29 protein-coding genes and 1 pseudogene are annotated in these 26,265 nt (G+C 48.1%); 17 read left to right on the top strand and 13 right to left on the bottom strand.

Features of this window, described 5'->3' with window-relative positions; translation table 11 throughout:
* Nucleotides 1–698: 698 nt before the first annotated feature.
* Nucleotides 699–2,054 carry an exodeoxyribonuclease VII large subunit gene (gene xseA / locus Q9J79_RS06265; RefSeq protein WP_301911962.1) on the bottom strand — a complete coding sequence of 452 codons (1,356 nt, stop codon included), beginning with the start codon at nt 2,052–2,054 and terminating at the stop codon, nt 699–701.
* A gap of 196 nt (nt 2,055–2,250) precedes the next feature.
* Here xseA and nadE point away from each other — a divergent pair, with 196 nt between their 5' ends.
* Nucleotides 2,251–3,072, top strand: a complete 822-nt coding sequence (nadE, locus tag Q9J79_RS06260; RefSeq protein ID WP_301911963.1) for an NAD(+) synthase — start codon at nt 2,251–2,253, stop codon at nt 3,070–3,072.
* Nucleotides 3,073–3,141: 69 nt separating this feature from the next.
* Here the strand turns inward: nadE and dnrN are convergent, their stop codons facing one another.
* Complete coding sequence (gene dnrN / locus Q9J79_RS06255) at nt 3,142–3,615, bottom strand: iron-sulfur cluster repair protein DnrN (protein ID WP_301911964.1); 474 nt, start codon at nt 3,613–3,615, stop codon at nt 3,142–3,144.
* A 297-nt stretch (nt 3,616–3,912) separates the two neighbouring features.
* On the opposite strand from dnrN, the gene trxA reads away from it, so the two are divergent.
* A complete protein-coding gene (gene trxA, locus Q9J79_RS06250) occupies nt 3,913–4,245 on the top strand; it encodes a thioredoxin TrxA (protein WP_301911965.1) in 333 nt (110 codons plus the stop codon).
* Between the two features lie 51 nt (nt 4,246–4,296).
* Here the strand turns inward: trxA and Q9J79_RS06245 are convergent, their stop codons facing one another.
* Entirely contained in the window at nt 4,297–5,244 is a 948-nt protein-coding gene (locus tag Q9J79_RS06245) for a class I SAM-dependent methyltransferase (RefSeq protein ID WP_301911966.1), read from the bottom strand.
* Nucleotides 5,245–5,573: 329 nt separating this feature from the next.
* On the opposite strand from Q9J79_RS06245, the gene Q9J79_RS06240 reads away from it, so the two are divergent.
* Nucleotides 5,574–6,962: a DEAD/DEAH box helicase gene (locus tag Q9J79_RS06240; RefSeq protein ID WP_301911967.1), complete on the top strand. Its 1,389-nt coding sequence runs from the start codon at nt 5,574–5,576 to the stop codon at nt 6,960–6,962.
* A 380-nt stretch (nt 6,963–7,342) separates the two neighbouring features.
* Here Q9J79_RS06240 and Q9J79_RS06235 read toward each other — a convergent pair whose 3' ends face one another.
* The 3 genes from Q9J79_RS06235 to Q9J79_RS06225 all read right to left on the bottom strand — a co-directional run bounded on the left by Q9J79_RS06235 (nt 7,343) and on the right by Q9J79_RS06225 (nt 9,386).
* Nucleotides 7,343–7,762 carry a hypothetical protein gene (locus Q9J79_RS06235; protein WP_304672832.1) on the bottom strand — a complete coding sequence of 140 codons (420 nt, stop codon included), beginning with the start codon at nt 7,760–7,762 and terminating at the stop codon, nt 7,343–7,345.
* A 484-nt stretch (nt 7,763–8,246) separates the two neighbouring features.
* Nucleotides 8,247–8,801: a hypothetical protein gene (locus Q9J79_RS06230; protein WP_300906306.1), complete on the bottom strand. Its 555-nt coding sequence runs from the start codon at nt 8,799–8,801 to the stop codon at nt 8,247–8,249.
* An 84-nt stretch (nt 8,802–8,885) separates the two neighbouring features.
* The gene (locus tag Q9J79_RS06225) at nt 8,886–9,386 is read right to left on the bottom strand and encodes a hypothetical protein (protein ID WP_301911968.1); all 501 of its coding nucleotides are present in this window, start codon (nt 9,384–9,386) and stop codon (nt 8,886–8,888) included.
* A gap of 403 nt (nt 9,387–9,789) precedes the next feature.
* Between Q9J79_RS06225 and Q9J79_RS06220 the strand changes: the two genes are divergently transcribed.
* Nucleotides 9,790–10,983 (top strand): aspartate aminotransferase family protein, encoded by a 1,194-nt coding sequence (locus tag Q9J79_RS06220; RefSeq protein ID WP_301911969.1) that lies wholly within the window; start codon nt 9,790–9,792, stop codon nt 10,981–10,983.
* A gap of 106 nt (nt 10,984–11,089) precedes the next feature.
* On the opposite strand, the gene clpX is transcribed toward Q9J79_RS06220, so the two are convergent.
* The 3 genes from clpX to Q9J79_RS06205 form a co-directional block, all read right to left on the bottom strand.
* Complete coding sequence (clpX, locus tag Q9J79_RS06215) at nt 11,090–12,334, bottom strand: ATP-dependent Clp protease ATP-binding subunit ClpX (protein WP_304685241.1); 1,245 nt, start codon at nt 12,332–12,334, stop codon at nt 11,090–11,092.
* Between the two features lie 112 nt (nt 12,335–12,446).
* Nucleotides 12,447–12,902 (bottom strand): DUF4948 family protein, encoded by a 456-nt coding sequence (locus Q9J79_RS06210; RefSeq protein WP_301666789.1) that lies wholly within the window; start codon nt 12,900–12,902, stop codon nt 12,447–12,449.
* A gap of 59 nt (nt 12,903–12,961) precedes the next feature.
* Complete coding sequence (locus Q9J79_RS06205; protein ID WP_301912007.1) at nt 12,962–13,324, bottom strand: polymorphic toxin type 44 domain-containing protein; 363 nt, start codon at nt 13,322–13,324, stop codon at nt 12,962–12,964.
* A 201-nt stretch (nt 13,325–13,525) separates the two neighbouring features.
* Between Q9J79_RS06205 and rbfA the strand changes: the two genes are divergently transcribed.
* From rbfA to truB, 3 genes are read left to right on the top strand one after another with little or no spacing between them, the layout of a single operon-like run.
* The gene (gene rbfA, locus Q9J79_RS06200) at nt 13,526–13,897 is read left to right on the top strand and encodes a 30S ribosome-binding factor RbfA (protein ID WP_196428132.1); all 372 of its coding nucleotides are present in this window, start codon (nt 13,526–13,528) and stop codon (nt 13,895–13,897) included.
* Between the two features lie 10 nt (nt 13,898–13,907).
* Nucleotides 13,908–14,432, top strand: coding sequence for a hypothetical protein (locus Q9J79_RS06195; protein WP_301912008.1), 525 nt, complete (start codon nt 13,908–13,910; stop codon nt 14,430–14,432).
* Between the two features lie 57 nt (nt 14,433–14,489).
* A complete protein-coding gene (gene truB / locus Q9J79_RS06190; protein WP_301911971.1) occupies nt 14,490–15,410 on the top strand; it encodes a tRNA pseudouridine(55) synthase TruB in 921 nt (306 codons plus the stop codon).
* Between the two features lie 41 nt (nt 15,411–15,451).
* On the opposite strand, the pseudogene Q9J79_RS06185 reads toward truB, so the two are convergent.
* A pseudogene (locus Q9J79_RS06185) lies at nt 15,452–15,562 on the bottom strand (IS5/IS1182 family transposase); the annotation flags it as partial.
* A gap of 170 nt (nt 15,563–15,732) precedes the next feature.
* Here Q9J79_RS06185 and Q9J79_RS06180 point away from each other — a divergent pair.
* The 3 genes from Q9J79_RS06180 to Q9J79_RS06170 are packed head-to-tail and all read left to right on the top strand — an operon-like array spanning nt 15,733 to nt 20,552.
* Nucleotides 15,733–16,200, top strand: a complete 468-nt coding sequence (locus Q9J79_RS06180) for a site-specific DNA-methyltransferase (protein ID WP_304713147.1) — start codon at nt 15,733–15,735, stop codon at nt 16,198–16,200.
* Nucleotides 16,091–17,791 (top strand): site-specific DNA-methyltransferase, encoded by a 1,701-nt coding sequence (locus Q9J79_RS06175; RefSeq protein ID WP_304713149.1) that lies wholly within the window; start codon nt 16,091–16,093, stop codon nt 17,789–17,791. Before Q9J79_RS06180 ends, Q9J79_RS06175 begins: the two co-directional genes overlap by 110 nt.
* The gene (locus tag Q9J79_RS06170) at nt 17,781–20,552 is read left to right on the top strand and encodes a DEAD/DEAH box helicase family protein (protein ID WP_301911974.1); all 2,772 of its coding nucleotides are present in this window, start codon (nt 17,781–17,783) and stop codon (nt 20,550–20,552) included. Before Q9J79_RS06175 ends, Q9J79_RS06170 begins: the two co-directional genes overlap by 11 nt.
* Nucleotides 20,553–20,699: 147 nt before the next feature.
* On the opposite strand, the gene Q9J79_RS06165 is transcribed toward Q9J79_RS06170, so the two are convergent.
* The gene (locus tag Q9J79_RS06165) at nt 20,700–21,872 is read right to left on the bottom strand and encodes an alpha-hydroxy acid oxidase (protein WP_127238593.1); all 1,173 of its coding nucleotides are present in this window, start codon (nt 21,870–21,872) and stop codon (nt 20,700–20,702) included.
* A gap of 120 nt (nt 21,873–21,992) precedes the next feature.
* Nucleotides 21,993–22,223 carry a hypothetical protein gene (locus Q9J79_RS06160; RefSeq protein ID WP_301911975.1) on the bottom strand — a complete coding sequence of 77 codons (231 nt, stop codon included), beginning with the start codon at nt 22,221–22,223 and terminating at the stop codon, nt 21,993–21,995.
* On the opposite strand from Q9J79_RS06160, the gene iscR reads away from it, so the two are divergent.
* The 5 genes from iscR to iscA all read left to right on the top strand — a co-directional run bounded on the left by iscR (nt 22,222) and on the right by iscA (nt 24,968).
* Nucleotides 22,222–22,668 carry a Fe-S cluster assembly transcriptional regulator IscR gene (gene iscR, locus Q9J79_RS06155; protein ID WP_301911976.1) on the top strand — a complete coding sequence of 149 codons (447 nt, stop codon included), beginning with the start codon at nt 22,222–22,224 and terminating at the stop codon, nt 22,666–22,668. The two genes, Q9J79_RS06160 and iscR, sit on opposite strands and share 2 nt — an antisense overlap.
* 28 nt (nt 22,669–22,696) lie before the next feature.
* Nucleotides 22,697–23,911, top strand: a complete 1,215-nt coding sequence (locus Q9J79_RS06150) for an IscS subfamily cysteine desulfurase (RefSeq protein ID WP_301911977.1) — start codon at nt 22,697–22,699, stop codon at nt 23,909–23,911.
* 66 nt (nt 23,912–23,977) lie between these two features.
* Nucleotides 23,978–24,106: a hypothetical protein gene (locus Q9J79_RS06145; RefSeq protein WP_002216985.1), complete on the top strand. Its 129-nt coding sequence runs from the start codon at nt 23,978–23,980 to the stop codon at nt 24,104–24,106.
* Between the two features lie 67 nt (nt 24,107–24,173).
* Nucleotides 24,174–24,560 (top strand): Fe-S cluster assembly scaffold IscU, encoded by a 387-nt coding sequence (gene iscU, locus Q9J79_RS06140; RefSeq protein ID WP_211709507.1) that lies wholly within the window; start codon nt 24,174–24,176, stop codon nt 24,558–24,560.
* A gap of 87 nt (nt 24,561–24,647) precedes the next feature.
* The gene (iscA, locus tag Q9J79_RS06135) at nt 24,648–24,968 is read left to right on the top strand and encodes an iron-sulfur cluster assembly protein IscA (protein WP_002216984.1); all 321 of its coding nucleotides are present in this window, start codon (nt 24,648–24,650) and stop codon (nt 24,966–24,968) included.
* On the opposite strand, the gene Q9J79_RS06130 is transcribed toward iscA, so the two are convergent.
* Entirely contained in the window at nt 24,928–25,149 is a 222-nt protein-coding gene (locus Q9J79_RS06130; RefSeq protein WP_254324812.1) for an alternative ribosome-rescue factor A, read from the bottom strand. The two genes, iscA and Q9J79_RS06130, sit on opposite strands and share 41 nt — an antisense overlap.
* A gap of 82 nt (nt 25,150–25,231) precedes the next feature.
* On the opposite strand from Q9J79_RS06130, the gene hscB reads away from it, so the two are divergent.
* Nucleotides 25,232–25,732 (top strand): Fe-S protein assembly co-chaperone HscB, encoded by a 501-nt coding sequence (gene hscB, locus Q9J79_RS06125; protein WP_301911981.1) that lies wholly within the window; start codon nt 25,232–25,234, stop codon nt 25,730–25,732.
* A gap of 125 nt (nt 25,733–25,857) precedes the next feature.
* Nucleotides 25,858–26,166, top strand: a complete 309-nt coding sequence (locus Q9J79_RS06120) for a hypothetical protein (protein ID WP_003751092.1) — start codon at nt 25,858–25,860, stop codon at nt 26,164–26,166.
* The last annotated feature ends 99 nt before the right edge of the window (nt 26,167–26,265 follow it).

Genomic DNA, 26,265 nt, shown 5'->3' with positions numbered 1-26,265 from the left:
GACAGTACAAATAGTACGGCAAGGCGAGGCAACGCCGTACTGGTTTAAATTTAATCCACTATAAAAAATATCGGGTCGGGTTTTTATCCTCCCCAAGATGCCCCGTCTGAAACATTTCGGGTGTGCGGAGAGGTTTCTGTTTTTTCCGATAAATTCCTGCGGCTTTTCGCTTCCGGATTCCCGCTTTCGCGGGAATGACGAATTAAAGATTATCTTAAGGTCAAGGGACCGGATTCCCGCTTTCGCGGGAATGACGGCGGCGGGTTGCTGTTTTTTGTTTATAAATTTCTGTAACTTTGAATTTCAGCCATCTTCAATAAATTATAGTGGATTAACAAAAACCAGTACGGCGTTGCCTCGCCTTAGCTCAAAGAGAACGATTCTCTAAGGTGCTGAAGCACCAAGTGAATCGGTTCCGTACTATTTGTACTGTCTGCGGCTTCGTCGCCTTGTCCTGATTTTTGTTAATCCACTATATCGAAACGTATCAATCGTCATTCCCGCGCAGGCGGGAATCCATCCAGTTCGTTCGATTTCGTTTTTTTAAGTTTCGAGTAACTTCTGACTCGTCATTCCCGAGCAGGCGGAATCCGTTTTTTGAGTTTCAGTCATTTCTAATACATTCCCACCACTTTTCGCTTCCGGATTCCCGCTTTTGTGGGAATGACGGCAGAGGGGGAACTGTTTTCCGATTGGGTTTAAATGCAATCGAACAAATCCTGCTGCCCTTGTTCTTTGGTTACGCGCACGTCGGTTTCGCCGTCGGCGAAAGTAATGTGCAGCTTCTGCCCCTGCTTCAAAACATCGGCGTTGCGGATGACTTGTCCGCGTGTATTTTTGACGACGGAAAAGCCGCGTTCCAGAATGTGCTGCGGCGAAACGGCTTCGAGCAATGCGGCTTGGGCGGTCAGGCTTTGGCGGCGGCGGGCGAGCAGCTGGCTGAAGGCGGCGGGCAATGCCGTCTGAAGGCGGACGATGTTGTTTTTGCAAACGGAAATATCGGGGCGGCAATGTTGCAGGGCTTGGGTTTGGCGTTCAAAACGGGCGGTGTGGGCGCGGAAGTTTTGCGTCATCGAGTAAGACAGCATTTGCGCCAGTTTGTGAATGTAGGTGCGCTGTTCGTCGAGTTTTTGGCGCGGATGACGGATTTGCCGCGCAAGCCAGTCGAGTTTTTGGCTGGCATCGAAATAGCGTTGCTCCAAAACGGTTTTCAGACGGCCTTGGGCTTGGACGAGGCGGTGTAGTGATTCTTGGCGGTTGGGGCTGACCAATTCTGCCGCGCCGGTCGGTGTCGGTGCGCGCACATCGGCAACAAAATCGGCAAGTGTGAAATCGGTTTCGTGGCCTACGCCGCTGACGACCGGAATCGTGCAGGCTTCAATGGCGCGTACGACCGGTTCTTCGTTAAACGCCCACAAGTCTTCAATGCTGCCGCCGCCGCGACAGACAATCAACACGTCGCATTCGGCGCGTTGCGATGCGGTTTTAATCGCTTGTGCGATTTGCAATTCGCTGCCTGTACCTTGAACGGGTGTCGGATAAACGATAACGGGGATTTCGGGCGCGCGGCGTTTCAAGGTGGTTACAACATCGCGCAAAGCCGCTGCTGCCAGGCTGGTGACGATGCCGATACATTGCGGACGTGCAGGCAACGGTTTTTTGCGTTCCGCCGCAAACGCGCCTTCCGCCTGCAACTGCGCCTTCAACCGCTCATAGGCTTCGTAAAGCTGCCCCAAACCTTTGAGCCGTACTTCATTTACGGTAATTTGAAATTCGCCCCGTGCCTCGTAGATGCTGATTTTCCCTGATACTTCGATATGGTCGCCTTCTTTCAAAGGCTTCGCCAAACGCGCCGCTGCACCTTTGAACATCGCGCAACGTACCTGCGCGCGGCTGTCTTTGAGCGAGAAATAATAATGTCCGCTGGCGGCACGGGTCAGGTTGGACACTTCGCCCGCAATCCACAAACCGGCAAGGTGGTTTTCCAAAAGACTTTTAGCAAATGCGTTCAACTCGGAAACGGACAACACGTCAGAATGAAAAAAATCAGACATCGAATCAATCAAATAATAAAAAATATGAATGTGTTTTGAAGCCCAAGGCGGCATTGGGCCGCCTAAATTGTCAACAATATTATAACACGCGCCATCTTGCCTCCCGCCTTTTCCCGTATGACTTTTTTAAGCGGGGAATGGGAAAAATATTCATCAACCCGCCCGCAATCTATTCAAATTAAACCGCCGGCAGGCTATGATGCGGATATTTTCGACAGGAGGAAAAATGGATACGCAGGCAGTTATCACACATATTGTCCGATGGTTGGACGAATACGCCGCTCAGGCAAATGTAAAAGGATTCGTCGTAGGCGTTTCCGGCGGCATCGATTCCGCCGTCGTCTCCGCACTCGCCGCCCGCACCGGCCGCACCACGCTGCTTCTGGATATGCCGATACGCCAACACCCCGACCAGCTTGAGCGGGCAAGGCTGCACATCCGCAATCTGCAACGGCAATATGCCAATGTAAGCGCGCAAACGGTCGACCTGACCGACACCTTCCAGACCTTTGAACAAACCGTCGGCGCTCATCAGACGGCATTTGACAGTCAGCCGCTTTCCCTCGCCAACGCCAGAAGCCGCCTGCGTATGCTGACCCTGTACTACTACGGGCAGATACACGGACTGCTGGTTACGGGGACAGGTAATAAAATTGAAGATTTCGGCGTAGGATTTTTTACCAAATACGGCGACGGCGGCGTGGACATCAGCCCGATTGCCGACCTGACCAAAACGCAGGTTTACCGGCTTGCCGAAGCATTGGGCGTGGACGAGGCGATTCAAAAAGCCCCACCGACCGACGGCCTGTGGGATACGGAACGCACCGACGAAGAACAGATGGGCGCAAGCTATCCCGAACTGGAGTGGGCAATGGGCGTGTACGGCACGCGCGAACCCGAAGATTTTGAAGGGCGGCGGCGCGAAGTTCTCGAAATCTATACGCGGCTGCACCGCGCCATGCAACACAAAATCAACCCGATTCCCGTGTGCCGCATCCCGCCCGAATTGCTGGGCTGAAACGTGAAAATGCCGTCTGAAACGGAAAACCGTATTTCAGACGGCATGGAAATATCCGACTCCCGTTCCTTAAGAATCGAGTACGCGGGCAAACAGAATATCGTTTTCCAAATGAATGTGGTCGTTCAAATCGTCCACCATTTCTTTCGCCAGCGCGTAAAGCCGCGTCCAGCTTCCGCAAGCCCCTTCAGGCGCGTGGAAATTGTCGGTCAGCTCTTTGAGCCGTGCGATGGCGCGGTCGTGTTCTTCATGTTCGTGCATCATCACGCTGATGGGCATCGCCGCCCCCCGGCCGACACCCTGATTGATCATCGGAAACAGCATCCTTTCCTCTTTCATCATATGCATCAGCAGTTCGTTCTGCATATAGGCAAGCAGCTCGGCAATTTCCGCCGGAAAGGTATCGGCATGGACTTGGGCCACTTTTTGCGCCAGCGGCACCAATTCTTCAAATTGTGCACGGTGTACATTGTGGTAGCGTTGCAGGATATGATCGACAGTCGCACCAAAGGGAGCAGTTTCCCAAACGGAAAAATCAGTCATGGCAGGGTTCCTTTTATAGGGTTTTAGGGCTTATTTTTAACATTCATATTTTAAGAATTTATTTGAACGAAGCATACACCGCCCGCACGCTTCTGTACAGCCTCAAACATATTTATTACATTTTGATAATAAAAGTAATTTTCAGAAATATAATGTAATCCGTTCCATCGACTGAATTTGCAAAGACGATGGGGACGGTACAAAAAAACTATTATCCGAACATCCCCCTTGAAATTTTTACGTTCAAGCCCTATTCTGCACACTATCCCACTAATCCAAACCTAAAAGGAAAATTTGATGAGCAGCGACTTGATTGTACACACCAGCGATGCCGCTTTTGAAAAAGACGTTTTAAATGCAGATATCCCCGTCCTACTGGACTTTTGGGCTCCTTGGTGCGGCCCCTGCAAAATGATTGCTCCTATTTTGGACGATATCGCCGCCGAATTTGAAGGCCGTCTGAAAGTGGTCAAACTCAATATCGATGACAACGAAGTCACCCCGTCCCGTTTCGGCGTGCGCGGTATTCCGACCCTGATGGTATTCAAAAACGGCGAAGTCGTCGCTACCAAAGTCGGCGCATTGGCAAAAGGTCAGCTGACTGCCTTTGTCGAAGCCTCCATCGCCTAACGGCAATATGAAAAGAAGCCGCCGGAATTTAATCCGGCGGCTTTTTTTGTTTTAAGCCTTTTTACGGATTTCCCAACACTGATGGATTTTCTTGTTGCGGAAATCGTCGGGAACGGATTGTTTGGAAATGTCTTTGACGGCGTATTGTTCTGATACCGAGTCGTCCAAGACGAAGCTGCGCAAGTTGTTGGAGAAATACAAAAGGCCGTCTGAAGCGAGCAGGTTCATCGCGCCGTCTATGAGTTTTTGATGGTCGCGCTGGATGTCGAGGATGTCGAGCATCTTTTTGCTGTTGGAAAAGCTGGGCGGGTCCATCACAATGAGGTCGAACTGCCTGCCTTCCCTATATGCCGTCTGAAGATATTGGAACACGTCGGCGCGGACAATTTTGTGCCGTTCCATATCGATGCCGTTCAATTCAAAATTGCGCTTCGCCCAATCGAGATAAGTGTTCGACAAGTCGACAGTTTCGCTGGATACCGCGCCGCCGGTGGCTGCATAGACGGTGAAGCTGCCGGTGTAGGAAAACAGGTTGAGGAAGCGTTTGCCCGCTGCGGTTTCGCCGACTTTTTTGCGTGTGTTTCGATGATCCAAAAAAAGCCCCGTATCCAAATACTTATCAAGGTTGACCCAAAACTTGCGGCCGTTTTCGGTGATGACGAAATCGTCGCCCGCCTTTCCGGTTTTCTCGTATTGCTGCAAACCTTTTTGGCGTTCGCGGCGTTTGAGGTGGATTTGTTCGGGCGCAAAACCGGTTACGAAACCAATGGCTTCCAAGACTTCGGCAAGCCACGCTTCGTATTCTTCGGACTGCATCAGCCAGCCGGTATCGTATTCCTGAAGGTGGATTTGGTCGCCGTAAACATCGGCGGCGAAGGGGAATTGCGGGATGTCGCGGTCGTAAATGCGCCAGGCTTCGATGCCGTTGCGTTTCGCCCATTTCATAAGGTGTTTGATGTTTTTGCCCAAGCGGTTGGCAAACGGTGTGATGTCGGTCATTGATTTCAGGCGGAATAAAGTGGAAAACGGCAATTTTACTGTAATTAACGCCCGATTGCTTGACCGTTTCGGGCAAACCCTATACCATCCGCCGCTTATCTTGTCATACGAAGCCATCGTCTTCCAACCTAAACCGCCCTTACGGGCGCGTTTCTTTTGTTGCTTTGATTTTGCAAAGCGTATCTGTGCAGGTTGCCGTCGATGTAAACCACAAGCGAGCCGCTTGCGACAACCCTGTAACTTCACATTTCCCGTATCGTTACTTTCCTTTGCTTCAGGTCGTCTGAAAACTGTTCAGACGTGCGCGTTGTTGTCTCTTTAGGATAGCTATGTCTATTAAATTTGCCGATTTGAACCTTGATAAAAACATTTTGTCCGCCGTCAGCAGCGAGGGTTACGAAAGCCCGACCCCGATTCAGGCGCAAGCTATTCCGTTTGCTTTGGAAGGCTGCGACATCATGGCTTCGGCGCAAACCGGCTCCGGCAAAACCGCCGCCTTCCTGCTGCCGACGTTGCAGCGGCTGACCAAACGCAGCGAGAAACCGGGCAAAGGCCCGCGCGCGTTGGTGTTGACGCCGACCCGAGAATTGGCGGCACAAGTCGAGAAAAACGCGCTGGCGTACGCCAAAAATATGCGTTGGTTCCGCACCGTCAGCATCGTCGGCGGCGCATCGTTCGGCTACCAAACCCGTGCTTTGAGCAAACCGGTTGACCTGATTGTCGCCACGCCGGGCCGTCTGATGGACTTGATGCAAAGCGGCAAAGTTGATTTCGCCCGCTTGGAAGTGCTGATTTTGGACGAAGCCGACCGTATGCTGGACATGGGCTTTATCGACGACATCGAAACCATCGTGGAAGCGACACCGAGCGACCGTCAGACTTTATTATTCTCCGCCACTTGGGACGGCGCGGTCGGCAAACTGGCGCGCAAACTGACCAAAGACCCTGAAGTCATCGAAGTCGAACGCGTGGACGACCAAGGCAAAATCGAAGAACAGCTGCTTTATTGCGACGATATGCGCCACAAAAACCGCCTGCTCGACCACATCCTGCGCGACGCAAACATCGACCAATGCGTGATTTTCACGTCCACCAAAGCCATGACCGAAGTCATCGCGGATGAATTATATGAAAAAGGTTTCGCCGCCAACTGCCTGCACGGCGATATGCCGCAAGGCTGGCGCAACCGCACGCTGATGGATTTGCGCAAAGGCCGCTGCAAAATTTTGGTTGCCACCGACGTTGCCGCACGCGGTATCGACGTACCGACCATTACCCACGTTATCAACTACGACCTGCCGAAACAGGCGGAAGACTACGTTCACCGCATCGGACGCACCGGCCGTGCCGGCCGTACCGGTATTGCGATTACTTTTGCCGAAGTGAACGAATACGTCAAAGTCCACAAAATCGAAAGATACATTAACCGCAAACTGCCCGAGCTGACCATCGAAGGCATAGAACCGACCCGCAAGCGCAAATCCGCAGGCGGCAAGCCGAAAGGCAAAGGCGGCCGGGGCGATCGTAAATCCGGCGGCCGGCGCGGCGATCATAGACCGGGCAAAGAAGGCTTCGGCGGCAAAACGCGCGGCGAAGGTTTCAAGAAAGAAGGCTTTAAGAAAGATAGTTTCAAAAAAACCGGCGAAGGCTTCAAAGGCAAACGCAAAGTCGGCGATTCTTTTGCCGGCAAAAGCGAACGCCGTTACAAAGACCGCTAAGCCCCAACCTGCCGCATAAACCAATGCCGTCTGAAACCGATTTCGGGTTTCAGACGGCATTTTTGTATAGCGGATTAACAAAAATCAGGACAAGGCGACGAAGCCGCAGACAGTACAATAGTACGGAACCGATTCACTCGGTGCTTCAGCACCTTAGAGAATCGTTCTCTTTGAGCTAAGCCGAGGCAACGCCGTACTGGTTTTTGTTAATCCACATTATTCTAAATCAAGGATCTTATCTAAATCAAAGGATTGCTGCCATTCGTTTATGAGGACTTGTATTCAATACAAGTCCTAACATCTTAATCATGGCGCAGCGTATAAGCGTGGATTTGCAGCCCAATCTATACTTTCTGATTCTATTCATTAAGCCATTATGCTTATTCCTCAATCACGGTTTCCACCACCGAATGAATACTTTTAGGCAATTGCAAAAAAGCATTCCAAGCAATTAAAGCAGTTTTAAAAGTATGCAGCGAACAGCTTAAATCAGGCCAGCCGTCTTCTTCATCAAATTCGTTGTGATAGAAAACTACTTTTTCAGCAGAAATATCCCAGCAAAAACCTTGTCCACCTCCTGAATAAACTTCATTGGGATTATTTTCTGCTTGATGGATAAATTCTAAATTTTCATCAATGTCTTTTTGTAGATAAAGGTCTCCTGTTAAAACATAAATTAAGTATTCATATATTCTATCTTTAATTATTTCATTATTTTCTTCATCTAAAAATATACATCTTTTTAATAGTTCTCCATTAAATTCATAAATATCGTAATAAACTTTAAAAATAGATATCATATCATTTCCTTATCTTCCATAAATTGGATATGCTGTTCCTCTTGGTGTAATAAACCCTTTATAATGTTTCAGCACCGCCCGGCTTTGATACCCAAAGGATTAGGCTGCAATAAAAACCCTTTTCCGCTTTGGTAACGATTGAAATTTATGTAAATTCAAATACCTAGATTCCTTCCTACGCGGGAATGACGCGGAAAGGTTCAGATGCAGGGTGGGCATTCCCGCCCGCCAAATCCCGCCCTTGCATCGGTCGGCAAGAATGCTCGCCCTACGGTTTGACGGTTCGATATGATGCCGTCTGAAAACCCAACGGCGGCATGACAATGCCGCCCTGCCAACGCACGTAAGTCAAAATTTCCATCCCGACATCAAACGCTTGGAAACGAAATGCCGTCTGAAAATCAAACGGCAACATAACAATGCCCCCCTAACAAATGCAAAAATGCCGTCTGAAAGCCCTTCAGACGGCATTGGCGCGACGGGTTTACCGCCTCCTGCCGAAACCGCGCATAGCGGGGCGGCGGTAATTGGCGGGCGGGCGCGTTGTCGGGCGGTAACGCTGCGCCTGCGCCGCCTGTTGTTTTGCACGGAGGCTGCGCGTGTTCAAATCCCTGCTGGTGCGCGCATTGGGATGTGCGGACTGATGGTAGGCTGCACGCGCGCGCCGGGCGACGGGACTGTCTTGGTTGCCTGCCCGTGTGAATTTGTTTGCCAGCGCGTTGCCGATAAACGCGCCTGCCGCCGCGCCGACCAGGCTTTGCAGCAGCCAGCTTCCTGTCGATTGGTCGTAAATATACTGCTGCCCGTCTTTACCGGTAACGGGTTGCCCGTTGTTGCCGTTTGCCTGTGCTTCGGCAGGAATGGTGTCTTTGACTGCTTCGGGAGTCAGTTGGTAAACCGTATCGTCTGCCTGCTGTGCGAGCTGCTGTTGCAGGGCTTCAATCTGTTTCTGCTGCTGTTCGAGCCGCGCCTGCGTGTCGTCTTGGCAGGCGGTGAGTGCGAATGTTGCGATAAGCGCGGAGGCGATGATTTTTTTCATGTGTGTCCTGTTTGGGTGGAAAATCGGTTTTATTGTATCGCCGTCGGGAATTTTGGCAAGCATTCTGCCGGCAAATCATGATGTTTACAGGGGCAGGAAGTGCAGTTTGCGGACAAATGCGAGGCTGTTGGCGACGGGGTTGCCTTTGTTTTCGACTTCGTGTTCGGTTTCTACGGTCAGCAGGCGGCGGTTTTTGTGTTTGTTCAAACTCAATTCGGCTTGTGCGGGTGTGAAAAACAGGCGGTGTTTTTCGGCAAAGCGGCGGGCGCGCTTGTTTGCGGTTTTCAAAATCTGAAGCAGCGATACGTCCAGATGGAAGCGTCGCACGCCCAATACGAGAATCCGTGCGGCAAAAAAATCGGCGGCATCGGTAAACTCGGCGGGGCTGCTGCGGCTGAAGTCGTGCCGTTCGGCGGCTATCAAGGCGGCAACGGTGCGGATTTGCGGAATCATCGATTCGCTGATGAGTGTGTCGTCCCGCCCTGCATCGAGAAGCATGGGGGAAAAATCCCGTGCATCATCGACAATAATGCTGCAAGTGTGCAGGGTTTCGTTTTGTGCGGCGGTTTGGGGCATTGCATTCATGGTCATTTTCCTGATTCTGTCGTGTGTTGCCGAATCGGGCGACCTGTGTGAAGGTAACAAAAAAGCCGCCCCGTTTTCGAGCGGCCTGTTTTGCGTATGGGATGGATTTCAAGCAAGCGCAAAAAAGTACCGCACGTCTGTGTGGTACCAATAGCAGTAAGCGGTTGTAAACATTTTGCCTTGCATGATGAAATGCCGTCTGAAGATAAAAATATGGGGGAGAGTCTAAATCAAAACGCTGCCTCGCCTCAAGCATTTTATCGAAATTTTTTTGATTTTTCATCTATCCGATTGAAAATATTCTGGTTTATTTTTACCGCTGCCCGATATTGTCGGCAATTTCCCTTTATCCGCCTTGAAAAACGGTGCATAATCCCGAACAAAACCGCAATCAGGAGCAATTATGCAAAACTATCTGACCCCCAATTTCGCCTTTGCCCCGATGATTCCCGAACGCGCTTCAGGCAGCCGCGTTTGGGATACGGAAGGGCGTGAATATATTGATTTTTCAGGCGGTATCGCCGTCAATGCGCTGGGACACTGCCACCCTGCCCTTGTCGATGCTTTAAACGCGCAGATGCACAAGCTGTGGCACATTTCCAATATCTATACGACGCGGCCGGCGCAGGAATTGGCGCAAAAATTGGTTGCAAACAGTTTTGCCGACAAGGTTTTTTTCTGCAACTCGGGCGCGGAAGCGAATGAGGCGGCGTTGAAGCTGGCGAGGAAATACGCCCGCGACCGTTTCGGCGGAGGAAAAAGCGAAATCGTCGCCTGTATCAACAGTTTCCACGGGCGCACACTGTTTACCGTGTCCGTCGGCGGCCAGCCGAAATACAGCAAGGATTATGCACCGCTGCCGCAAGGCATTACGCACGTTCCGTTCAACGATATTGCCGCGCTGGAAGCTGCCGTCGGCGAACAGACCTGCGCGGTCATCATCGAGCCGATACAGGGCGAAAGCGGCATCCTGCCCGCCACTGCGGAATATTTGCAAACCGCGCGCCGTCTGTGCGACCGGCACAATGCGTTGTTGATTTTGGACGAAGTTCAAACCGGGATGGGACATACGGGCAGGCTGTTTGCCTATGAACATTACGGCATTGTTCCCGATATTTTGAGTTCGGCAAAAGCCTTGGGCTGCGGCTTTCCGATTGGCGCGATGCTGGCGACAGAAAAGATTGCCGCCGCCTTCCAACCGGGCACACACGGCTCGACTTTCGGCGGCAACCCGATGGCGTGTGCGGTCGGCAGCCGCGCATTCGACATCATCAATACGCCCGAAACTTTAAACCATGTCCGTGAACAGGGGCAGAAACTTCAGACGGCATTGCTGGATTTGGGCAGGAAAATGGGCTTGTTCTCACAGGTTCGCGGGATGGGGCTGCTGCTTGGATGCGTGTTGGATGTGCCTTATCGCGGGCGTGCCGCCGAAATCGTCGCCGCCGCCTTGAAACACGGCGTGATGATTTTGGTTGCGGGTGCGGACGTATTGCGTTTCGCGCCTTCGCTGCTGTTGAACGATGAGGATATGGCGGAAGGTTTGGCGCGTCTGGAAAACGCGCTGGCGGAATTTGCCGCCGCAAACCGCGCTTAGGCAGAAAACAGATGCCGTCTGAAGGCGGGAAGGCTTCAGACGGCATCAGAAACAAAAAACCGCTTCGGAAACGTGGTCCAACGTTCCGAAGCGGTTTTGTTTGCCATCATGACTCGAACACCAATTCCGGTTCCCTGCCCTCTTCGATAACTGCCTTACCGACCACCACTTTTTTCAAGCCTTGCAAATCGGGCAGGCGGTACATCGTATCCAACAGGCAGCGTTCGACGATGGAACGCAGGCCGCGCGCGCCGGTTTTGCGTTCCATTGCCTGCCGCGCGATGGAACGCAATGCGCCTTCTTCAAATTCCAACTCGACATTTTCCATACCGAACAAAGCTTGATACTGCTTAACCAAAGCGTTTTTCGGTTCGGTTAAAATATTAATCAGCGCGTCTTCGTCCAATTCTTCCAATGTCGCAATCACGGGCAAACGTCCGATTAATTCCGGAATCAGGCCGAATTTAATCAAATCTTCCGGTTCGACTATACCGAACAGCTTGGTAACATCGGCATTTTCGTCCTTGCTGTGAACGGACGCGCCGAAACCGATACCGCCTTTCTCGGTGCGCCGGCGGATGACTTTTTCCAAGCCTGCAAACGCACCGCCGCAGATAAACAGGATGTTGGTGGTATCGACGTTGATAAATTCCTGATTCGGATGCTTGCGGCCGCCTTGGGGCGGAACACTGGCCACCGTACCTTCAATCAGTTTCAGCAAGGCTTGTTGCACACCCTCGCCGGATACGTCGCGGGTAATCGACGGATTGTCGCTTTTGCGTGAAATCTTATCGATTTCGTCGATATAGACGATGCCGCGTTGTGCTTTTTCAACATCGAAATCACATTTGCCCAAGAGTTTGGTGATGATTTGCTCGACATCTTCGCCGACATAACCGGCTTCGGTCAGCGTGGTTGCATCCGCCATCACGAACGGTACGTCCAGTTTGCGTGCCAAAGATTGCGCCAGCAGGGTTTTACCCGATCCGGTCGGACCGATAAGCAGGATGTTGGATTTCGACAATTCGACATTATCGCCGGCTTTCGGATGGCGCAGGCGTTTGTAATGGTTGTACACCGACACCGCCAAGGCTTTCTTGGCTTGTTCCTGACCGATAACGTGGTCGTTAAGGTTGGCGACGATTTCGGCGGGCGTGGGCAGTTTGCCGGATTCTTCCGGCACGCCTCCGGCACTTTCCGGAGGCGTGCCGTCATTTCCGTCTTCATGCAATATTTCAATACAGTTTGAGACGCATTCGTCGCAGATAAAGGCGTTTTCGCCCTCAATCAAATGTTTGACGTGTGGTTTGGATTTTCCGCAAAAGGAACAGGTACGGTTTTCGTTGGACATAGCTTTCTTTACAATGTATGCGTTGCAGAAACGGCACGCGCCGTTCGGGTTGCCAAGTATAATAACTATATCCGTGCTTATCAATATAAAAGAATAGCATACATCTCAAGAATCAATTCTCTCGACTGAGGTGTATATACCAACCATTTTTTATAGGACGATATAACTCTATATTTGCAGAATATCTTTGAGCAACTTGATCCAAATCTTCCTCCGTAATTCTTTCTACGATATACATTTCAGTGCTGGGATCTAAGGCAACCTCTTTATCGTAGTTCTTTATATGATCCTCAAGATTTGGAGTATAGACATACTCCTTGTACCCTCCGCTGATAGAAACACCCCATGTATGAAAGAGCAAGCATACTTCTGATATCCCATCATACTGTATACTAATAATATCCAGTCTCTTGATTAAAGAGTCCAATTCCTTTTTATCTTTAGATGAAATAACATAGGCTGTACTATCTGTTTCGTCATAAGGGGTATAATGAAATCCATCGTACTTAACAGAAATTTTTCTCAATCTCTCAAATTCAGACTCGTAGAGATTGAAATGCTCTAACATTTGATGATCTGACGACACATTATTTCTTGTACACCCAAAAAGCAAAAAAATGAATGTAATTAAAAAGAATATTGATGATTTAGGCATTTCTTGATATTTACAGGTTTGTTATCTTGATAAGATTTATAGATTTCATCCAAGATAACTTGAGCCATTAAGAAAGAAGGAGTTCCTCCATATCTATTATATAGTCTGAAACCTATTTTGATAGCTTCATTATCACTCGCATCATCAAAAGCTGCTAAAAAATCTGCATCCCAAAGTTCTCTAATCCGATTTTGAATGTATTGAGAAACCCATGCCCCCAAATTTCGATTATTATCTTTCAACTGTACTACTCCTGCCTCGGCTGTTAACTCCCATTCTGTAAACCCAACCGCTTTTCCGATGAAACCATAGTGTATATTTAGACCACAAGTCATAGAAAAACAAGAAATGTTTATTCTTATCACAAGACCAATGTTTATACCCTTGAAGCCTTTGTATTGCCTTCTTGTGATTCCAAGGACATCCTGCCGCGTATTACCTTAAAATCCCGCCGATTCGGCTATAATACGCCCCTTCGCAACCGCCCCGGCGGCAGAAATGCCGTCTGAAACCAAATCTGAAATCTGAGGATATTCATGAAAAAAACCCAACGCGGCTACGCCCGCCAAGACCGTGTCAAAGAACAAATTATGCGCGAGCTTGCCGAACTCGTCCGTACCGGACTGAAAGACCCCCGCGCCGGCTTCATTACCGTCAACGAAGTCGAAGTTACCCGCGATTACAGCCACGCCACCGTGTTCTACACCGTTTTAAACCAAGACGCGCGCGAAATTACGGAAGAAGTGCTGGAACACGCACGCGGACATCTCCGCAGCGAATTGGCCAAACGCATCAAGCTGTTCAAAATCCCCGAGCTGCATTTCAAATACGACGAATCCTTGGAACGCGGTATGAACCTGTCCGCCCTTATCGACCAAGTGGCGGCGGAAAAACCGGTTGAAGACTGATACTGCCAGAATGAACAATCTGATTCCCGAACATTTAGCCGCCTATGCACATAGTGATAGCCTACAAATTGAAGGCAGGCATCGTTGCTTTTCATTATCCTGCCAAGGTAGAGATACTTTCCACATCCGTTACTATGGAGAGCATTTTGATGGATTGATTACCGATACTGATAAGGCTCCGGTAAAAATTGTGGCGGTAGAAGCTGTAAGCGGCAATGAAATCGTATTGTTTGATGGCGCGGAACATGGCTATAACGCTATGTTTTGCGACAAATATAGTCCAAATCAAAAGCAAAACAGAACGTTAACTGATTTGGATGAGTATACTTACCGGGTTCTGATCCATCTTTATTACAATATAAACTACGAAGATGAATATGAAGATTTCGTCAATTCTGAAGGACAAGTCCCCTTAATTGATGGTCGAATCATTAGTTTTGACTCATTAAAACGAAATGGCTTTGATGCAATCAGCGTTGATCTAATTGATGAAAAACACTCTGTTCGTGAATTATTGAATGAAGAATTAAGCTAACACGCAGACCGTCTGAACCCTTTCAGACGGTCTGAACATTAATATTCCCTAATTAATATGACCAATAAACCCGCCAAACGCCCGGTCAACGGCGTTCTTCTTCTCGACAAACCCGAAGGCCTTTCCAGCAACACCGCCCTACAAAAAGCGCGGCGTTTGTTTCATGCCGAAAAAGCCGGACATACCGGCGTGCTCGATCCTTTGGCAACCGGACTTTTGCTCGTCTGCTTCGGCGAAGCGACCAAGTTCGCCCAATATCTGATTAATGCCGACAAAGCCTACACCGCCACACTGAAACTCGGCGAAGCCAGCAGCACGGGCGATGCCGAAGGCGAAATCGTTGCCACCGCCCGCGCCGATATTTCCTTAGCCGAATTTCAGACGGCCTGCCAAGCACTGACAGGCAACATCCGCCAAGTGCCGCCAATGTTTTCCGCGCTCAAGCACGAAGGTAAACCGCTGTACGAATACGCCCGCAAAGGCATCGTCATCGAACGCAAAGCGCGCGATATCACCATTTACGCCATTGATATTGCCGAATTTGACGCGCCCAAAGTCGTGATAAGCGTGCGTTGCAGCAAAGGCACCTATATCCGCACCCTCAGCGAAGACATCGCCAAACATATCGGCACGTTCGCCCACCTGACCGCCCTGCGCCGCACCGAAACCGCCGGTTTTACCATCGCCCAAAGCCATACGCTTGAGGCCTTGGCAAATTTGAACGAAACAGAACGCGACAGCTTGCTGCTACCCTGCGACGTATTGGTTTCACACTTTCCCCAAACCGTTTTAAACGATTATGCCGTCCATATGCTCCGCTGCGGACAACGGCCGCGTTTCGAGGAAGACCTACCTTCCGATACGCCGGTACGCGTTTACACGGAAAACGGCCGCTTTGTCGGACTGGCGGAATATCAAAAAGAAATATGCCGTCTGAAAGCATTGCGCCTGATGAACACGGCGGCATCCGCCGCCTGAACGGCGGTTAAAAATACGGGCTGTGTTTGAATAATGTGTTGATATAGTGGATTAAATTTAAACCAGTACAGCGTTGCCTCGCCTTGCCGTACTATTTGTACTGTCCGCGGCTTCGTCGCCTTGTCCTGATTTAAATTTAATCCACTATATTTCCGCAAAATCACGACACACTCGGACACCCGCCCCGCTTATCGCAACTTTGCGAACGCCCCCCGGAAACAGCAAAGACATCAAAGAATTGATTTTATTAGAATTTATTTGCAAAGCCATTTGCCGTTACACAAGAATGGCACATTAAAATGACTGATGAGGATTTATAACGATGAAGGCAGACATTCAAACCGAATTAACCCAAGCCCTGCTATCACACGAAAAAGTATGGGCGAACGAAGAAAAAACCATTTTAGCCAAAAACATTCTGTTGGATTTGGTGGAAAAAACCGACCCGGCCATTATCGGTTTGTTATTGGGGAACGATGAGTTAAAACGCCATTTCTTTGTGGAAGTGAATGGTGTGCTGATGTTTAAATTGCAGGATTTCCGTTTTTTCTTGGACAAACACAGCGTCAATAATTCCTACACAAAATACGCCAACCGCATTGGCTTGACGGACGGCAACCGCTTTTTGAAAGACAATTCGGATATTGTGTTGGATTTTCCGTTTAAAGATTGCGTATTAAATGGCGGACAAAGCACCGAGGAAGGCGAAGAAATTTATTTTAAACGCAATAATAGCCAGCCAGCCAGCCAGCCAGCCAGCCAGCCAGCCAGCCAGCCAATTATACACTAAATTAACCCGAAAAAGACAAGAAATCTTTTTTAATCAAACGCTTGCTTTTGATGAAATCGATCGGCTTTTTGACGCAAAAGCATTCTCAAAATTCTCTCGCTATACCGCAGACGGCAAACAAGCCGTTGGCGAAATCAAACGACATTCAGACGGCACACCAGCCGAAAATCTTATTATCAAAGGCAATAATCTGATTGCCCTGCATTCGCTTGCCAAACAGTTTAAAGGCAAAGTGAAGCTGATTTATATTGACCCGCCATATAACACGGGCAATGACGGTTTCAAATACAACGACAAATTTAATCGTTCCACTTGGCTGACTTTTATGAAAAACCGTCTGGAAATCGCCAAAGAGCTGCTTATGGAAGACGGTTCAATTTTTGTGTCGATTGACGACAACGAACAGGCATATTTGAAAATTTTAATGGATGAAGTTTTCGGAAATGAAAATTTCATCTGCAATTTTATTTGGGAAAAAAAGACAGGTGCGTCCGATGCCAAACAGATAGCGACTATTACAGAGTTTGTCTTATGTTACTCAAAGAACTTTAAAACAGTTAAATTAAATAAAAACACGTCTTCTTATGATACAGAGAGATACAAATTAAGTGATAAGTTTGAACAGGAAAGAGGCAAATATTATATCGACAATTTAGATAGAGGGGGATTGCAGTATAGTGACAGTTTGAATTTTGCAATCCAATGTCCAGATGGCACTTTTACGTATCCGAATGGCAGGACTGAATTTGTCAATGATGGCTGGATATGGAAATGGAGTAAAAATAAAATTGATTGGGCAATAACAAACGGTTTTTTGGAGTTTAGAAAATCAAAGTCTAAAAAATCTGGATGGAGTGTATGTTATAAAAACTATATGTTGGTTGATAACGAAAACAAGCCGATAGAACGTTCTGCTCCCTATAAGAACTTAATACAGGATATCTTAAATACACATGCGACAGATGAATTGAAAAAACTGTTCGGCAGCAAAGTTTTTACTACTCCAAAACCTGAGAGCTTATTGCAGTATCTTATTCAAATTGCCACATCCGAATCTGACATCGTCTTAGACTACCACTTGGGTAGTGGCACAACCGCTGCCGTTGCCCACAAAATGAACCGCCAATATATCGGTATTGAACAAATGGATTATATTGAAACGCTTGCCGTTGAACGCTTGAAAAAAGTGATTGAAGGTGAGCAAGGCGGTATTTCCAAAGTTGTAAACTGGCAAGGTGGTGGCGAGTTTGTCTATGCCGAGCTTGCTCCATTTAACGAAACCGCAAAACAACAAATTTTAGCGTGCGAAAATTCAAACGACATCAAAACACTGTTTGAAGATTTATGCGAACGCTATTTCTTGAAATACAACGTCAGCATAAATGAATTTAGTCAAATCATTCAAGAGCCTGAATTTCAATCCTTGGCATTAGACGAACAAAAACAAATGGTGCTTGAAATGTTAGATTTAAATCAAATGTATGTTTCATTATCCGAAATGGATGACGAACAATTTGCAGGTTGCTTAAACGATGACGATAAAGCGGTAAGCCGTGCGTTCTATCAAGCGGAGAAAAAAGATGGCGAATGATAAAACTTTGTTTGAAGTGATTGAAAATGAACGTAAAGCGGTTAAAAAATACAAGCCTGAATTACTTGAAATGCCTGAATTTGTTTCCAAAAACTTAAAATATGATTTTTTTGAATGGCAAAAATCTGCCCTTGAAAACTTTTTGATTTTTGACCGCACTTCAGAGCTAGACGATTTCCCTGATTTAAAAAATAAGCCAACGCATTTGCTATTTAATATGGCAACAGGTGCCGGCAAAACGATGATGATGGCGGCGTTGATTTTGTATTATTTTGAAAAGGGTTATCGGCATTTTCTGTTTTTTGTGAATCAAAACAATATCGTGGATAAAACGGAAAATAATTTTATTGACCCGACGCACGCAAAATTTTTATTTACCGAGAAGATTTTGCAGGGCGATACGGTAATTCCCATTCACAAAGTGGAAACGTTCAGCCCACATTCAGACGGCATTGAAATTAAATTTACCAGCATTCAAAAACTGTATAACGATATTCACACCGAACGGGAAAACCAAACCACATTGGCGGATTTGCACGGTTTGAACCTTGTAATGCTGGGCGATGAAGCACACCATTTAAACGCGCAAACCAAAAGCAAAAAACAAGGCGAATTAGATTTAGAAAAGGAAATGAACGACCGCACTAGCGATGCCGAAATTGAACGCAAAGGCTGGGAGCATATGGTTTTGGAATTGTTGCTCAATAAAAATGGCAATCCCGGCCAAAATGTGCTGTTGGAATTTACCGCTACGCTGCCTGAAAATGCTGAAGTGCAACAAAAATATGCGGATAAAATCATCACAAAATTTGGCTTAAAAGAGTTTTTGCAAAAGGGTTATACCAAAGAAATCAATTTGGTATCTAGTACGCTGAATAAGAAAGAGCGGATATTACACGCTTTATTGTTTGCCTGGTATCGCCATCAAATCGCGTTGAAATACGGCATTGCCAATTTCAAGCCTGTGATGTTGTTTAGAAGTAAGACGATTGATGAATCAAAGGCGGATTATTCGGCATTTTTAAATTGGGTAGAAAATGTGCAAGCGGATGATTTTGAGTTTTTAACGACATTTTCAATGAGCTTAAACGACAGCGATAACGCCAACGAACAAGGCAAAACCCGCACCGAACAAGCCCTAAAATTTATGCAGGAAAATGACTTTGAGTTTGCACATTTGGCAAATTGGGTAAAACAAAATTATCAAAAACACAATGTGATTATTACCAACTCCGAAACCAACAAAACCAAAACCGAAAAAACCGACAGAGAAACGGAAAAATTGCTGAATAATTTGGAAGCGGCTGATAATCCGATCCGTGCCATTTTTACGGTGGATAGATTAACCGAAGGTTGGGACGTTTTAAATTTGTTTGATATTGTGCGTTTGTATGAAGGGCAAAACGGCGGCGGTTCAAATAAAAAATCAGGCAAAACGGCTGCCGCTACTGTATCGGAAAAGCAGTTGATTGGTCGCGGTGTGCGTTATTTTCCATTTGCGTTTGAAGGTAAACAGCCGAATAAACGCAAATTTGACAACGATATGCAACACGAATTGCGTATTTTGGAAGAATTGTTTTATTACACGCACGATGAGCAATCCCGCTATATTTCAGAACTGAAAAACGAGTTGCGAAAAGACGGTTATTTGCCTGAAAAAGACGATGATAAGGTGTTGGCAACATTTAAACTCAAATCTGAATTTGCCGATAATAAGGATTTTAGAGAGTTGTTAATTTGGGCGAATAAAAAAATCCCCAACCCAAACGCCAAAAGCAATAATGCAGACAGCCTGCAAGCCAATCCGCAAACGCTTTCATTCCAAGTTCACGGTAATCAACTGTTGCAGGAAACGCAATTTACAGCCGATGAAAATGATGAAACCGCCCGACAAATCGGCACACAAAATAATTTTACTCAAACCATAAAAATGAGTGAAATGGAGTGGCACATTTTTAATAAAGCATTACATATCAAAGGGAAAAATAGTCAATCTTTATTCCATTTCAACCATTTGCAAAGCAAGCTCAATATTCAAAATCGCAATGAATTGCAAAATAAATTGTTGAAAGACTGGCAAATTGAATTTTTAGGATTAGGGCAAGACAAACAGGTTCGCCCGGACGATAAACTTGCAGGCTGCCTGAAAATCTTGGAAATGGTTGAAAAACATTTGAATGAAAGTGATAAGCCATTTATCGGTACAAAAGAATTTACGCCTAAAAAATTATGGGAAATTTTCGGCACGCCAAAACAAAAATGGGTCAAAAAAGATGATATAAAAACTGCTATTGCCACGCAAAATGATTGGTATGTGATGGATAATTTTGCTGGAACAAGTTTGGAAGAAGCGTTAATTCAATTTATTTCAGAGCGTTTGGGCGATTTGAAATCTAAATATGACGTGCATTTAATCCGTAATGAAGAAGTGTTTAAATTAAATAACTTTACCGATGGTGAAGGATTTATGCCCGACTTTGTTTTATTGCTGAAAGATAAACAAAAATCTTCTTCCGACAGCGTGGACGGCTTTTTGCATTACCAAATTTTCATTGAACCGAAAGGCGGGCATTTAGTGGAAAATGATTCGTGGAAAGAAGCTTTTTTAGAGGCAATCACAGTGAAATATGGGAAGGATAAAATCCTGCAAAAAGATACACCGCATTATCGTTTGATCGGTTTACCGTTTTTTACTGATCATCAGAAAAATGGACAATTTACGGAGTCATTCCCTTTAGGTGCGGCATCGCTTGAAAAATGAAGTAGTGCATTGCCGGCAGCCCCGTTTGACAAAACTTCCTTTATAAAAGAGTGTTTTGTCAAATATTTAATCAACACATTATTAAAATACAGCCAAATTTTAATGCCGTCTGAACCCTGTGTTCAGACGGCATCATTTTTTCAGTATCTAAACCGTTTCCCTACCCCAATCTTTACCCCTCAAAATCGAAGCATCGACATCTTGAATATCGCGGTGTCCCGTAAACGCCATAGATATATCCATTTCTTTATACAGGATTTCCAGCGCACGGGTTACGCCTTCTTCGCCATACGCGCCCAAGCCGTAGAGGAACGCGCGGCCGATCATCGTACCTTTCGCACCCAAAGCCCACGCCTTCAAAATATCCTGACCGCTGCGGATACCGCTGTCCATCCAAACCTCGATGTCGCTGCCGACTGCGGAAACAATATCGGGCAATGCCTTGATGGCGGACACGGTATCGTCGAGCTGGCGGCCGCCGTGGTTGGAAACGATCAATGCGTCCGCGCCGCTTTTCGCCGCTTTTTCCGCGTCTTCAGGCTCCATAATGCCTTTAATAATCAGCTTGCCACCCCACAAATCTTTAATCCGCGCCACGTCGTCCCAGCTTAAGCGCGGGTCGAACTGTTCCGCCGTCCACGAAGAAAGTGAAGACAAATCGCCCACATCTTTTGCGTGTCCGACGATATTGCGGAACGTGCGGCGTTCCGTGTTCAGCATTTTCATGCACCATTCGGGCTTGGTCGCCAGATTGATTAAATTGGCGATGGTCGGTTTCGGCGGTGCGGACAGACCGTTTTTGATGTCTTTGTGGCGCTGACCCAAAACCTGCAAATCGGCGGTCAAAACCAATGCCGAACATTTGGCATCCTTCGCGCGCTTAATCAGGTTTTCCATAAACTCGCGGTCGCGCATCACATAAAGCTGAAACCAAAACGGCGCGCTAGTGTTCTCGGCAACGTCTTCAATCGAGCAGATGGACATGGTCGAGAGCGTAAACGGAATGCCGAACTTCTCCGCCGCCCGCGCCGCCAAAATTTCGCCGTCGGCGTGTGCCATACCGGTAAAACCCGTCGGCGCAATCGCCACCGGCATTTTCACATCCTGCCCGATCATTTTAGTCTCAAGGCTGCGTCCCTCCATATTGACTAATACCTTTTGTCGGAAGCGGATATCTTTGAAATCCGAAGTATTTTCCCGATAAGTCGTTTCCGTCCACGAACCCGAATCGATGTAATCGTAAAACATACGCGGCATTTTGCGCTTGGCAACGCGGCGCAAGTCTTCGATGCAGGTCATTTTGCTCAAATCACGTTTCATCTTGTTTTTCCCTGTTTGACAGCCTGATGGAATATGCCGTCTGAAACTGCTTGAGCCTTCAAACGGCATTTCAGGCAATACCCAAATAAATCACTAAGATTTAGATAATCTATATCAATATCAAAAATAAATCAAATTGTTTTGAAACCGCTTGCCGGCAAAACGCCCCAACCGCCACTCCTCAAAAAACATAACCAACTGATTCAAAAAACCAAACAAATAAAGCAAAATCAGACTATACCGCCATTTAAACAAACAATCGGCAACAGCTCCCCCATACTTGACTGAAACACTCAGATATTGGACAATTCCGACCACTATAAAAAAGCCGACACGGGCAACCACCACCATGAGACTGACCACCAAAGGGCGTTTCGCCGTTACCGCTATGCTGGATTTGGCGATGAACGCGCAAACCGGCGCCGTCAAACTCAGTGCCATCAGCGAACGCCAAAACATATCCCTCTCCTATCTCGAGCAATTGTTCAGCAAACTCCGCCGCGCCGGACTGGTTGAAAGCCTGCGCGGGCCCGGCGGCGGCTACATCCTCGCTGCCCCTCCCGCACAAATCAACATCGCCCAAATCATTTCCGCCGCCGAAGACCGGCTGGACGCGACCCAATGCGGCAGCAAAGCCAACTGCCACCACGGCGCGCCCTGCCTGACGCACGACCTTTGGGAGAATTTAAACAAAACCATCAACGACTACCTCGGCAGCGTTACCCTGCAAAGCATCATCGAACAGAAAAACAACGGCGACGGCAGCCGCGTCGTCCAATTTACACACATCCATTAAATAACACCCGAAAAAGAAAGAGCAAACCATGACCGTCAAAACCCCCGTTTACCTCGACTACGCCGCCACTACCCCCGTTGACAAACGCGTTGCCGAAAAAATGATTCCCTATCTGACCGAAACCTTCGGCAACCCCGCCTCCAACAGCCACGCATTCGGCTGGGAAGCAGAAGAGGCCGTCGAAAAAGCCCGCGCCGACATCGCCGCCCTGATTAATGCCGACCCCAAAGAAATCATCTTCACCAGCGGCGCGACCGAGTCCGACAACCTCGCCATCAAAGGTGCGGCAAACTTCTACAAAACCAAAGGCAAACACCTCATCACCGTCAAAACCGAACACAAAGCCGTGCTCGACACGATGCGCGAACTCGAACGCCAAGGTTTTGAAGTAACCTACCTCGGCGTTCAAGAAAACGGTTTGATTAATCTGGAAGAACTCAAAGCCGCCATCCGCGACGACACCATCCTGATTTCCGTAATGTGGGTAAACAACGAAATCGGCGTAGTGCAAGACATTCCCGCCATCGGCGAAATCTGCCGCGAACGCAAAATCGTCTTCCACGTCGATGCCGCCCAAGCCTGCGGCAAAGTGCCTGTCGATGTTGAAGCCGCCAAAATCGACTTGCTCTCGATGTCCGCGCACAAAGTGTACGGTCCTAAAGGCATCGGCGCGCTGTACGTCCGCCGCAAACCTCGCGTCCGCCTCGAAGCCCAAATGCACGGCGGCGGTCACGAACGCGGCTTCCGCAGCGGCACATTGCCGACCCACCAAATCGTCGGTATGGGCGAAGCCTTCCGCATCGCCAAAGAAGAACTCGAACAAGATATGGCGCACTACCGCAAACTGCGCGACATCTTCCTCAAAGGCATCGAAGGCATCGAAGAAGTCTATATCAACGGCGACCTCGAACACCGCGCCCCGAACAACCTGAACGTCAGCTTCAACTTCGTCGAAGGCGAAAGCCTGATTATGGCGGTGAAAGAACTCGCCGTATCCAGCGGCTCCGCCTGCACCTCCGCCTCGCTCGAACCCAGCTACGTCCTGCGCGCATTGGGCAGAAATGACGAATTGGCACACTCGTCCCTGCGTATCACCTTCGGCCGTATGACCACCGAAGAAGAAGTGCAATTCTCCGCCGAACTGATTAAATCCAAAATCGGCAAACTGCGCGAACTGTCGCCGCTGTGGGAAATGTTCAAAGACGGGATTGATTTGAACTCGATCGAATGGGCGGCGCATTAAAGCGTACCAACATGCCGTCCGAACCTTCAGACGGCATTCCAAAAACAAAGCAATCAAGAGAAAAATATGAACGAACAAGATTTAGATTTGGACAACCTCGACAACCTGCTTGACGATTTCGACGGCGTTACCGTGGAAGGCGGCGTCGATTCAGAGAATGATGACGGCTGCGAAGGCGGCGCGTGCAAAATCTAATTCAGGCCGTCTGAAAACCGGCAAACAAACCACTGAAACCATCAAAAAACATTAAGGAAACCACATCATGGCATACAGCGATAAAGTAATCGACCACTACGAAAATCCCCGCAACGTCGGCACATTCGACAAAAACGACGATTCCGTCGGCACCGGCATGGTCGGCGCACCCGCCTGCGGCGACGTAATGCGCCTGCAAATCAAAGTGAACGATGAAGGTATCATCGAAGATGCGAAATTCAAAACTTACGGCTGCGGTTCGGCCATCGCTTCGTCCAGCCTGATTACCGAGTGGGTCAAAGGCAAAAGCCTCGATGACGCGCTGGCAATCAAAAACAGCGAAATCGCCGAAGAACTGGAATTGCCGCCGGTAAAAATCCACTGCTCCATCTTGGCTGAAGATGCAGTAAAAGCGGCCGTTGCCGACTACCGCAAACGTCAGGAAAACAGATAAAGCCCTTCAGACGGCATCGTCCCGCAATGCAGTCTGAACCGCCCGCCGCTTCGGTTCTTTCCGGGGCGGCACAACAAGGAAAAGAATATGATTACCCTTACCGAGAATGCCGCAAAACACATCAATGACTATCTCGCCAAACGCGGCAAAGGCTTGGGCGTACGCTTGGGTGTGAAAACCAGCGGCTGCTCGGGTATGGCGTACAACCTTGAATTTGTCGATGAAGCCGACGGCGACGACCTGATTTTCGAAGGACACGGCGCGCGCATTTATATCGACCCGAAAAGCCTGGTTTATCTGGACGGCACGCAAGTCGATTACACCAAAGAGGGTTTGCAGGAAGGTTTCAAATTTGAAAACCCGAATGTCAAAGACTCTTGCGGCTGCGGCGAGAGCTTCCACGTTTAAGGCATAAAAATGGCGGGACAGTATCAAAACCGTCCCGCCATTTTTTCGCTTCCTGCCTGTTGTAGCTGCCTTTGCCTTTTCTTTTCCGTTCTACCTTGTGTCGGAACAAATCGGATTTCACTAAGGCTTTTAAAGCATTGTCGCGTATTTTGCCTTTATTGTGTTGCACTTTATTGCTCATATTCAGTCCTTTGGGTTAAGAATTAGCGGATTATAAGGCAAAATCAGGCTTCTGCCGAAAATTTCACATTAATTATCCCGCCATGTCTCAATATTTCACACTCTTCCAGCTTGAACCCGCTTTCGATATCGACACCGAAAGCTTGGAGCAAACCTACCGCGCCTTGGCTGCCCGTTTCCATCCCGATAGATTCGCTTCAGCTTCCGCTTTCGAGCAGAAACAAGCAGTAATGATGTCTTCCACCATCAACGATGCCTACCGTACCTTGAAAAATCCCATCGACCGCGCTGCGTACCTGTTGAAAACATCGGGTATAGATGCCGATGCGCCGGAGCATACCTCTTTCGCCCCCGAATTCCTTATGCAGCAAATGGAATGGCGCGAAACGCTGATGGAGGCACGGGCAGGCAACGACCTTGAATCCTTGAAAAATCTCGATAACGAAATCCGCGCCGAACAAGAAAAACTGTTCTGCGGTCTGAAACAGTCGTTTGCCCGACAAGATTACGACACCGCCGCACAACAAGTCCGCCAAGGCAGGTTTCTCGACAAACTCCGCAACGAAATTTCCTCGGCATTATAATCCGCACCGTGTTTCAGACGGCATAACCGTTTCGTCCGCCATGCCGTCCGAACATAGGGCTACCCGCCCACAACAGACAAAAGCCGTGGAGGAACATCAAAAAAATAACATTTTTGCGGGAGGCAATGCCGAACCTCCGCCTGCATCCGTTTTTTAATGACGTGCGCCAGCGTTTCGGCATTGCCCCCATTCTATCCTTTACCGGCAGAAAAGCCTTCTTCGGACGGCATGCCAAAATCGGCATCAGCTTCGGCAAAGACCGTCCCGAAAGCACACATACCTGCACATCAAACTTTTTCAATCCGCCCGTTTTTCCTCCTCGCATTCCCATCCGAAAATATACTGTCTTCACCCACCTGTTCCTCCAAATCGAAAAACGCCAATACGTCCCACCAATCACCGTCATCGGTACGATACGCCATCACAACAATTGAACGATTATGTTAATGCGCGGCCGAGTATCTTTAAGCTGGAAAATGCTAAGGATAATTTGAGTCATCGCTATGAGAAACCAGGTATTGATGACTTAAAAG

The organism is Neisseria viridiae (genome assembly GCF_962747995.1).
Taxonomy (GTDB): Bacteria; Pseudomonadota; Gammaproteobacteria; order Burkholderiales; family Neisseriaceae; genus Neisseria; species Neisseria viridiae.
This window is presented reverse-complemented; position numbering and strand designations above follow the sequence as displayed.